This window comes from Streptococcus sp. HMSC034E12 (assembly GCF_001835915.1).
In the GTDB taxonomy this organism is placed as follows: Bacteria; Bacillota; Bacilli; order Lactobacillales; family Streptococcaceae; genus Streptococcus; species Streptococcus vaginalis.
On record NZ_KV826459.1, the window covers coordinates 1 to 4,218 of the forward strand.

3 protein-coding genes and 1 pseudogene are annotated in these 4,218 nt (G+C 42.6%); all 4 read left to right on the plus strand.

Annotated elements, in window-relative coordinates; translation table 11 throughout:
- A pseudogene (locus tag HMPREF2574_RS10580) lies at window positions 1-992 on the plus strand (antireceptor); the annotation flags it as partial.
- A complete protein-coding gene (locus HMPREF2574_RS07820) occupies window positions 992-3,067 on the plus strand; it encodes a DUF859 family phage minor structural protein (protein WP_070812399.1) in 2,076 nt (691 codons plus the stop codon). The pseudogene HMPREF2574_RS10580 and the gene HMPREF2574_RS07820, both read left to right, overlap by 1 nt.
- Before the next feature lie 12 nt (window positions 3,068-3,079).
- Window positions 3,080-3,682, plus strand: coding sequence for a DUF1366 domain-containing protein (locus HMPREF2574_RS07825; RefSeq protein ID WP_070812400.1), 603 nt, complete (start codon window positions 3,080-3,082; stop codon window positions 3,680-3,682).
- 14 nt (window positions 3,683-3,696) lie between these two features.
- A complete protein-coding gene (locus tag HMPREF2574_RS07830; RefSeq protein WP_070812401.1) occupies window positions 3,697-4,110 on the plus strand; it encodes a phage holin family protein in 414 nt (137 codons plus the stop codon).
- The last annotated feature ends 108 nt before the right edge of the window (window positions 4,111-4,218 follow it).

Consider the following 4,218-nt stretch of genomic DNA (forward strand, 5'->3'; position numbering starts at 1 on the left):
CGAGTCAGATTGCCAACGAGCTATTGCAAAGAGTTGAGCAGTTGGCGCTCGAAGCAGCGCCCTACACAATTAAACTTGCGACCAACAATGGGATTGTCTTTAAAAACAATCAAGGACAATCAACAATCTATCCGAGCTTAAAGAGAGGGCAGAAGCCAGTTGAGTGTACGTGGAAATGGTTAGTTGATAATCAAGGATTTGGCACATCTCCAACTTTTGAAGTTCAGGCGGCTGGCATGTCCAGTAAGCTAGTGTTGACAGCTATTGCCTTGATTGATGGAAAAGAGGTTGCCAGAGAGCAAGTTACTTTTACTAACATCAATGACGGCGTGAAAGGCTCAGACGGTAAGTCTATTACGGTTACTAAGGCTGAAAAGCAAGCGGACGGGGTGAAAGTCACCTTTAGCGATAATAAGTCTATTGTTGTACCAAAAGGTGATAAGGGAGCGATAGACGAAGAGAAGCTCAAAGAAATCGAACAGAACATCAACTCAAAAGCCGACGGCACATTAACCCAAGAGCAAATAAATGCTTTAAATGAAAAAAACAGCATTATGCGGGCTGAACTGGAGGCCAAAGCCAGTCTTGATACTGTTAATAAGTGGTTTGCGGCTTACCAAGAATTTCTGAGAGCAGACGCAGCAGGAAAGGCTAAAGCCGAAAAAGATTTAATCGCTGCTACTCGACGAGTGGCGAAGATTGAAACGAATTTAGGCGATATGGCGCAGCGCTGGAGTTTCCTTGACAACTATATGAGTGCTTCTAATGAAGGGCTGACAATCGGAAAGAAAGACGGTTCTTCATCGGTTTTGGTTAGCGACAATCGCATTAGTTTCTATTCCGCAGGCTCAGAGGTGGCGTATATCTCGCAAGGAATTTTGAAAATAGAAAACGGAGTGTTTACTAAAACCTTGCAGATCGGTCGTTTTAGAGAAGAACAGTACCACTTAAATCTTGATATGAACGTAATTAGATATGTAGGAGGTATTTAATGGCAAGAAGTAATTTTAGTGGCGCATGGGGGCATAACCTACAGCTAGAGGTCTTCTCGGCATGGAACGCACCGAACATCGAAGGGAACTTTTCGGTAGTTAATGTACAAGTGCGGTTAATTGCGAACGGTTATGCGGCTCTTTGGGGAGCGACAGGCAAGCTCTTGTCACTCAACGTTGGTGGTATTCGCGAGGACGCAAGAGTGGATATGTCTATTTCGCAGGGACAGGTTAAGGCTTTATGGGCTAAAGATTATCTAGTTAATCATAACCCAGACGGCACTAAAAGCATTACTATCTCTGCTACTTTGCATGCCGACATAAGCAATTATGGTTCGGCAACTGCAAGTTTTAATCTACCGCTAACAAACATACCACGCGCAAGCTCTATCACAGCGCCTAATGGCGTGATGGGAAGTAATATTAACATCACGGTCAATCGTGCTGTTAATACCTTTAAACATGCGATAAGGTGTGCGTGGTACGGGAAGAATACAGTCATTGCTAATGATGTTGATACGAGTTTTGCTTGGACAATTCCGAAAGATTTCGCTAATGATATACCCAATTCAGAAAGCGGATGGGGTACGCTAATAGTCGAGACATATAGTGGCGGAAAGAAGATTGGTGAGAAATCAACAACTTTCACCGCGACCGTGCCAGATGATGTCAAGCCTAAATTGACCGGCTTTACTTTAACGGACACCAATACCGCAGCAGCTAGCGTTGTGCCGGGCGAGCAAGCCTTTATCCAAATCTTGTCTAATATCAAGGTCAATTTTGGACAAGCGACGGGCGCTTACGGCTCAACGATTACAGGCTATTACGCAGAAATTGTCGGCAAGAACCAGTCTACGACAACGCAGGGCGGTAGCTTGGGAATTATGAATTATATAGGAAATGTGACAATTAGAGCTAGAGTGACAGACAGTCGAGGACGTACCAGCAACACGATTGAAAGAATGGTGAATATCTTAGAGTATTTCTCACTCGTTTTGAAATTTGACGTTGTACGTTCTGGCACTCAGTCTAGTACCTTGACAATTACGCGTAATGCTAAAGTCGCCCCGCTAACCGTAAACGGTGTGCAAAAAAACCAAATGAAGTTAACATTTAAAGTTGCCAAATTTGGCTCGAATGATTATAAGGTTGACACAGGCCCAGCGGGTGGCACATGGACGACTGTATCTAGCCTAGTCAATTCAAACGCTAATTTACAAGGCGAGTATGCCGCTAACAGTTCTTGGACTGTACTGGGTATATTAGAAGACAAGTTCACGCGTACAGAATTTAGTGCGGTTGTCGGTACAGAAGCGGTGGTATTTTCCTACGATAAAGATGGAGTGGGAGTTGATAAAGTCCGCGAGCGTGGAGCGCTTGACGTCAAGGGAAACACATATATTGACGGGTTCTTGCGGCATTGTGTTGAACGGGCAGGCGACGTTAGTGCGAACGACCTTATCGAAGGTGGTGGCGCTTGGGCGAATAAGGATACACCAAACAATGACTGGGGTGTCTTAGAAACATTTAAGATAGGTAACGTATCGGAAAAAGAAGCGACTCAACGTTTTACCCATAGGAATGGGGGTAAAGTCTGGTATCGTTATAGACATTATCAGACTGGCAACTGGACACCTTGGGTTGTGGAAGGAATCGACAATTTTTATCCTATTGGCTCTATCTACCAGTCTACCGAACCAACCAATCCTGCGACATTTATGGGTGGTGTTTGGGAACGTTTTGGTAACGGCAGGGTGCTAGTTGGCGTTGATGAGGCGGACGCAGACTTTAACTCAGCTAATAAGACGAGTGGCTCTAAAAAGCATAGGCACGATAGCGGAACATACGAAGCTATGATTGGCTCTGTTGGTGGAGATACAGGCAGTCTGGGATTTCAGGCCGGGAACAAGAACGAGGAACGTTTGAAGAACTCTACAGCAACTTATCGCGTTAGTGGCACAAATATCCATTCTGGACGCAATTTCAACCACTTTACAGAAGTTGTTGGTCGTTCAGGCGAAGCGAGTACCTTGCAACCTTACATCACAATTTATCGTTGGCGCAGAACCGCGTAGAAAGAGGAAATTATGAAACTAGAATTTTTAAGCAAATCGCTTGACTACAAAGGTGGAGAACCTTACAAAACACGAGTTGTTTTAGGCAATTCGGAGGGTGTTATCTACCCAGCATTCTTTGACCCGGATTTTGTTAGCAAAGAGAGTGGAGAGCTCTTTAAACTAGCTTTGGAACAAATCTATCAAGAGAACTTCCCAAAAAAAGCAGAGAATGATAAATTTAACCAAGTTGACGAACAACTACAGAAGAATAAAGAAACTGCTAGTAAAGCAGAACAAGCAGCAACTGAAAATAAGCAGCTATTAGAATCTGTGTCAACCATCACAGAAGTTTTAATTGCTCTTGCTATCGGACAAAACGGGGGTATGCCAGCTCCAACTTATAGCAAAGTTGCAGCGTTTATCAAGCCGTTAATAAAAGATAAACATTATTTTAATAACGACATTGTGTCTATGCCTTATCCGCTTGACACTAATCCGAAATGGGCGCAAGGTACTGCTACTATCTTTAAGTTCCAAATGCAGCAAAGCGAAAGTTACACGTACCAAAATCAAACAGTTGCAGAAATGCTGCAAAAGGGCGTATTGACAATCGTCATGCCTAAAATTGAGTAGAGAGGAGGGAATTTATGTCATTTGTAAATTTTGAATGGTCTCATGCGTTAAGAGGTTTCGTGAACACACAAGACAAATTGATTGTGTTCACATTAACTCTTATCATGGGCGCTATGGTGATTGATTTTTTAACTGGCACATTAGCCGCCAAAATCAATCCCAAAATTGAATTTAAGAGCAAGGAGGGAATCAACGGGATTCTGCGGAAAATCTCTAGCATTGCCTTACTTGCTTTTTGTATTCCACTCTCTGTCCTACTACCAGAAGGCATTGGGTTAGGGACATTACAAGTCTTATATCTCGGTTACCTATTTTTTGAGATGAAATCCGTTTTGGAAAATTTTGAAAAATTAGGCATTGACACAGCGCTTTTTAAAGAATTTTTTGAAGTGCTCAAAAAATATTTAAAAGAAAAAGGAGAAAAATAATGAATTTGACAAACAAACAATATGATATTGCTAAGAAAGTTGTGACAGTCGTAGCGCCAGCACTAATTACTCTTATAACAACTATTGGAGCTTTATACAAAATCGACA